Source organism: Methylophilus sp., from assembly GCF_035460085.1.
In the GTDB taxonomy this organism is placed as follows: Bacteria; Pseudomonadota; Gammaproteobacteria; order Burkholderiales; family Methylophilaceae; genus Methylophilus.
The window spans coordinates 45,472-51,867 of record NZ_DATHWZ010000029.1 but is presented as its reverse complement, the minus strand read 5'-3'; the positions used below and the strand labels follow the sequence as shown (position 1 = coordinate 51,867).

Here is a 6,396-nt window from a genome sequence, read left to right as displayed (position 1 = left end):
TCCGCTGCGGCTTCATCCTCATAATCCAATGCAGTCAAGCTGCCTTTCAGCAAACCTATTGCCGTCATATACTGAATGCAATGATCACGGTCGGCCGGATTATTCATCGGGCCGGTTTTATCAATAATCCGGATGGCTGATTCATGTGTGGTAATCACAATCTTCTCAATCTTTGCAATATCATCCAGCGACTGCAAACGATAACCGACTTCCTGATTTAGTTGAAATGCGCTTTCAACTGCGGTTTGTGCATGAAACTCCGCCGGGAAAGAAATCTTGAACAATACTTGCTCCATGACATAGCTGCCGTAAGGACGCTGAAATTTAAAAGCATTGCCTTTGAACAAGACATCATAAAAGCCCCAGGTTTTAGCTGTTAAAGCACTTGGGTAACCCATTTCACCTTGCAAGGTCATCCAGGCCAACCTGACTGCCCTGGAGGTAGCATCACCGGCCGCCCAGGATTTGCGGGAGCCGGTATTCGGGCTGTGGCGATAAGTACGCAGGCTCTGGCCATCGACAAAAGCATTGGAAACCGCGTTGATAATATCCTGCTTGTTACCACCCAGCAGTTTGGTGACCACCGCAGTCGAGGCGATTTTGACCAGAATCACGTGATCAAGGCCTACCCGGTTAAAGCTATTTTCCAGCGCCAGTACACCCTGAATCTCATGTGCTTTGATCATGGCAGACAGCACGTCTTTCATAGTCAGCGGTGCTTTGCCTTCAGCCACATTTTTACGTGAAATATAATCCGCAGAGGCTAGTATGCCGCCCAGGTTATCAGAAGGATGACCCCACTCAGCAGCCAGCCATGTATCGTTAAAATCCAGCCAGCGTATCATCGCGCCAATATTAAAGGCGGCTAGAATAGGATCTAACTGGTAGGAGGTGCCTGGTACTTTTGCGCCGTTAGGCACCACTGTACCGGCAATCACAGGCCCCAGCAATTTGGTACAGGCAGGGTAATCCAGTGCTTCAAAGCCACAACCCAATGTATCCATTAAACAGTTACGCGCTGTATCGTAAGCCTCGAAAGAATTGATATCAAAATCTGCGACGTAATTGGCGATATCTACAATCACCTGATCTGGATCGGGGCGCACGTTAGAAATGTGGGCTGACATTTTTTTATACCTTATCAAATGTTTTAAAAGCGAATCACTGCGTTGCTTATGATTCGTTAAATGTGTAAATTTCGATGCACCTTGCTCTTGATGCTTCGTGTTTTAAAGCAATAGTGATAGCTAAAGATGCGAGTAAAAGAGGATGGACTTAGCGTTTTTCAATAGGCACAAACGGTCTGTTATCCGGGCCGTTATATTCTGCGTTCGGACGAATAATCTTATTATCAATGCGCTGTTCAATAGCGTGTGCGACCCAGCCGGTGGTTCGCGAGATCACAAAGATAGGCGTAAACATACCTGTCGGGATACCCATCATGTGATAGCTGGAAGCGCTGTACCAATCCAGATTAGGGAACATCTTTTTCTCACGCCACATGGTTGCTTCAATGCGCGCAGAAATATCAAACAAGGTCATATTGCCTGCATCTTCAGCCAGGGTGCGGCTGACTTCTTTGATGGATTCGTTTCTTGGGTCGGCAATGGTATACACCGGGTGGCCAAAACCAATAATGATTTCCTTGCGTGCCATACGCGCCATGATGTCAGTTTCAGCCTCATCCGGACTATTGTAGCGTTCGATAATTTCCATCGCGGCTTCATTGGCACCGCCATGTTTGGGGCCGCGCAAAGCGCCAATGGCACCTGTGATACAGGAATACAGGTCTGACAAAGTACCGGAAATCACGCGGGCGGTGAATGTGGAGGCATTGAATTCATGTTCTGCATACAGAACCAGTGAAGTATTCATGGCTTTGATATGCAACGCAGAAGGTTTTTTGCCATGCAGGATATGCAGGAAGTGCGCAGCAATCGAATCGTCGTCGGTTTCTACCTCAGTGCGTACACCACGTTGGCTAAAGTGATACCAATACACCAGGATGGAGCCAAAACAAGCAATCAGCCGGTCGCCAAGCGCTTGTGCACCCGGTGTATCTCTATCTGATGCTTCTGGTTCCAATGTTCCCAGCATGGAGCAACCCGTGCGCATCACATCCATGGGATGGGCATTGGCAGGAATTTGTTCCAGTACCGCTTTCAGTGCAGTGGGCAGGCTGCGCAGCTTTTTGAGCTGTTGATGATATTGGTTGAGTTGTGCCTGGGTGGGCAGCTCGCCGTAAATCAGCAGGTAAGCGACTTCTTCAAAGGTCGCATGTTTTGCCAGCTCGACAATATCGTAACCCCGGTAATGCAAGTCATTGCCAGTGTGACCAACCGTACAAATTGCGGTGGTGCCGGCAGCCACACCCGCCAATGCAACGCCTTTTTTGCGTTTGGGTGCTTCAGTTGTAGGATGTAAATCAGTAGGTGTATTCATCGTGATCTCCTGAAGGCCCTTATTGTTTAAACAGGGCGTCGAGTTTTTCTTCAAAGGCGTGATAACCGAGATGGGTATACAAATCGGCCCGCGTTTGCATCAGGCCCAGTACATTTTTCTGGGTGCCATCTTTGCGCACGCCCTGATACACCGTCAGTGCAGCCTGGTTCATCGCGCGGAAGGCGGAGAGGGGGTATAGCACCATGCCTACGCCAGCCGCTGCAAGTTCATCCACGGTAAACAAAGGGGTCGCGCCAAATTCGGTAATGTTGGCCAGCACCGGCACATTCACGGCTTTGACGAAATTATTGTACATATCCAGGTCGGTCATCGCCTCCGGAAAAATCATGTCGGCACCCGCCTCAACACAGGCGCAGGCGCGGTCGATAGCAGACTGTAATCCTTCGACTGCCAGTGCATCGGTACGTGCCATGACCACAAAGTCATCATACGGTTTGGCATCCACTGCGGCTTTTACGCGGTCTACCATCTCATCCAGGCTCACAATCGCTTTGTTTGGTCTATGGCCGCAGCGTTTGGCACTGACCTGGTCTTCAATATGCACGGCAGCAGCACCCGCTTTGGCCACACTTTTAATGGTACGGGCAATATTGAATGCCCCGCCAAAACCAGTATCGATATCGACTAATAACGGCGTCTCCACCGCGTCAGTGATGCGACGCACATCGATCAATACATCTTCCAGTGAAGAGATACCTAAATCCGGCAATCCAAGTGAACCTGCCGCCACGCCACCGCCAGATAAGTAGATGGCTTTGAAGCCGCTTTGGCTCGCCAGCATGGCGTGATAGGCATTGATGGCACCTATGATTTGTAACGGATGTTCTGCCGCCAGCGCAGCCCGAAAGCGCGCGCCCGGCGTAAGAGATTGAGTCATGATCTGTTTCCTAAATTCAGTCTATGTTAGAAAAAAGCCACTTCGGCTTCGGCGGGCATGTTGACGCCGGTTTGCTTGGCTTTTTGCAGCACTTCCCAGAAATAACGATAGGTGGCGCGGTCATGTAATTCCCCGGCATATTGAATCGGGCCCCAGTCGGCCGCTTGTGCAGTCAGCAGGATATTCGCTGCATCGCTCACTTCATCGAAATTGGGTTTCATGGCATCGACAATCGCCTGAATCTGTGTGGGGTAAATACTCCACATGCGCATAAACCCGAATTCGTTACGCGCCCGGAATGCATCGCTGTAAGTCACTTCTGCATTTTTCAAATCCAGTGTGACGTTATGCGCCGGCACCACGCCATTGGCTAGTGCGGCGGAAACGACTTCGCTTTTGGCACGCGCCAGTAACTGATGATCAAATTGCCCCGGGCTGCGCATGGCGCTGGCGGGAATCGCCCCGTGATGTGCACTGACAAAATCCATCAAGCCGAAATCCAGTACCTGTAACCACGGCAATTGCGCAATTTCGTGCACCTGGCGCAGGGCACCATGCGTCTCGATCAGGAGGTGTACCGGGATTTCGCGTGTGATGCCATGTTGCTTGGCGACCAGCTGGATGTAGCTGATCATCTCGCGGGCTTGCGCAATATCCGTACATTTGGGAATGGTCAGGTAGCTCAGTACCTCACCGGCACCGCCGACCAGGATGTCGATGTCTTTTTTCCAGTGCGGATGCGTGTAATCATGAATGCGTGCACCGGCCATTTTGTATTGGTTGGCGTCGGAATTCAGGATACGCACTATCATTTCTGCATGTGCTTGCTCCTGGCCACTGGCAGCGCCATCTTCGCAATCACAGGTAATATCAAATACCGGCCCCACCCCATTAGGGTTTGCAGGATCTTGCAGTGACAATGCTTTTAACATCAGTTTTTCACTGCCTGCGAAATGTTCACAGGCGGGTATCACTGGAAACGGTTTTTCACCGCCAAACAATGCCTGATTTGGATGAACAGCCATGATTAGTTTCCTTTACGTGGAATGAGTACCGTGTAGTCAAGATCGAGCACCACATGCGGGTGATAGCCCTGCGTGGTCTTGATATTTTCAAGCGTGGTTGGTGGCATGTTTTTGACACCCACCATACGCAGGCGTAATGCGCCCAGTTCAGGATGGGGCAGGGACCATTTGTCCAACACCTTGGTCAGGCAATAAATCGTGTCACCCGCATAACTCGGGTTGGCATGGGTGCCGCCATTAATCGCCAGGATAGAGATCGCATTTTCAAGGCCTTCATAACTGAGCGCACGGCAGGCTGAAATCACCACGCCGCCATAGACCAGGCGTTTGCCTTGTGGCGTGCTTTTCATCAGGTGCGCGTCGAAGTGCAGACGGGCATTATTCTGGTATAGATGCGTGGCCAGGGTATGGTCACTTTCATTGATGGTCAGGCCAGCCGGGTGGCGCATGCATTCGCCCACTTCATAGTCATCCCACCAGTACTTCCCGCCGGTGGCAACGCCCAGCGCATTTTGTAACTTGAAGTTGGCTGGCACGGTCAGTGACTCAGCGGCGACAAATTCAGGCAGTTCTGGAATGAAGGTTTGCGGAGCAGGGACTTCGTGATTTTTTTTCTGGATCATCACCCAGCGTACCCAGCTAAGCACGGGTTGCTGATGCTGGTTAAGGGTGGTTGAGCGCACCCACACCACGCCATTTTTGCCACTGGAATTCTGTTTAAGGCCGATGACTTCGCTAGAAGTGGTGAGGGTGTCGCCGACATAGACCGGCTGTAAGAAACGTACATCGGCGTAGCCCAGGTTGGCGACGGCATTCACGGAAACATCCGGCACCGTTTTGCCAAAGGCGATATGAAATGCCAGCAGGTCATCTATTGGCGTACTTGGGTAACCCAAGGCCTGCGCCAGTGGCTCACTGCAATGCAGCGGATTACGCGCACCAGTCAAGGCGACATAGAGTGCAGTATCACCCGCCGTTATCGTGCGTGGGGTAGCATGCTGGATGACTTCGTGCAGTTTGAAGTCCTCGAAGAAACGGCCTGCATGGATTTTACTTTGCATGGTGTCCTCCTTTTGTATCTATCAATATATGCGTAGTCATTAAATAAACTCTTCTTCCAGTTCGCTAATGGCTTCAGCCAAATGAATAAGCCGCTGAGCAGCCTTAATGTGGTGATGTTCAACCAGTTTGTCGTTCACCACCACCGTGCCTCGTCCTGCCTCATTGGCTTCTTTGAGCGCTTTGATAATCAGGCGCGCATGCTCGACTTCATTACGTTGCGGTGTGTACGCATCATTACAGTAAGCAATCTGTGCCGGGTGAACCAGTGACTTGCCATCCATACCGATATCCCTGCCGATGCGACAGGCATATTCAAAAGAATGCATATTCTTGAAATCACTGGTGATACCGTCAATCACACCTTTACCGTAGGCACGCGCCGCCAGGATCACCAGAGATAATGAGGTGAGGATGGCTGAACGCTCGTGCGTGACACGGGCATGCAGCTGTGAGATCAAGTCAGAGGTCGCCATCACCATGCAGATCACACGCTCCGAAGCCGCGGCAATCTCCTTGGCGTTGAGTACTGCCAGCGGGCTTTCAATCATGACCATCATGGGCACATGGCTGCCACCGGCATCATCCAGCAATTGCTGGGCACGCAATACATCTTCACGTGATTCAATGTTGGGAAACAGAATGGCATCTGCGCCCACGTCAGCCACCGCCTGAATATCATCATGACCCCATTGCGAATCAAGGTCATTGACGCGAACAACCACTTCGCGCTTGCCATAACCGCCTTGTTTGACAGCCTGTACTACATTATCGCGTGATTGCAATTTCGCATCTATCAATATGGGATCACCCAGGTCAAGAATGACGGAATCCGCTGCCAGCGTGCGTGCGCGTTCCAGGTAATGTGTATTACAACCTGGCACGTAAAGCATTGAGCGCCTGGGTCTGAGTGGGTTGGGCATTGTTTTTCCTTGCTAGGGAGGTTTCATTGAATTATTGATGATAAAATTT

At 50.9% G+C, this 6,396-nt stretch carries 6 protein-coding genes; all 6 read right to left on the bottom strand.

The window, feature by feature from the left end; translation table 11 throughout:
• On the bottom strand, positions 1-1,127 hold a 1,127-nt coding region (locus VK958_RS05255), incomplete at its 3' end, for a bifunctional 2-methylcitrate dehydratase/aconitate hydratase (RefSeq protein ID WP_325239593.1).
• Positions 1,128-1,275: 148 nt separating this feature from the next.
• Entirely contained in the window at positions 1,276-2,442 is a 1,167-nt protein-coding gene (gene prpC / locus VK958_RS05250; RefSeq protein WP_325239591.1) for a bifunctional 2-methylcitrate synthase/citrate synthase, read from the bottom strand.
• Positions 2,443-2,461: 19 nt separating this feature from the next.
• Entirely contained in the window at positions 2,462-3,340 is an 879-nt protein-coding gene (gene prpB / locus VK958_RS05245; protein ID WP_325239589.1) for a methylisocitrate lyase, read from the bottom strand.
• 26 nt (positions 3,341-3,366) lie between these two features.
• Positions 3,367-4,365 (bottom strand): HpcH/HpaI aldolase/citrate lyase family protein, encoded by a 999-nt coding sequence (locus tag VK958_RS05240; RefSeq protein ID WP_325239588.1) that lies wholly within the window; start codon positions 4,363-4,365, stop codon positions 3,367-3,369.
• Between the two features lie 2 nt (positions 4,366-4,367).
• On the bottom strand, positions 4,368-5,426 hold the full coding sequence (locus tag VK958_RS05235) for a MaoC family dehydratase (RefSeq protein ID WP_325239586.1): 1,059 nt from the start codon (positions 5,424-5,426) through the stop codon (positions 4,368-4,370).
• Positions 5,427-5,465: 39 nt separating this feature from the next.
• Positions 5,466-6,347 carry an HpcH/HpaI aldolase/citrate lyase family protein gene (locus VK958_RS05230; RefSeq protein ID WP_325239585.1) on the bottom strand — a complete coding sequence of 294 codons (882 nt, stop codon included), beginning with the start codon at positions 6,345-6,347 and terminating at the stop codon, positions 5,466-5,468.
• Positions 6,348-6,396 lie beyond the last annotated feature (49 nt).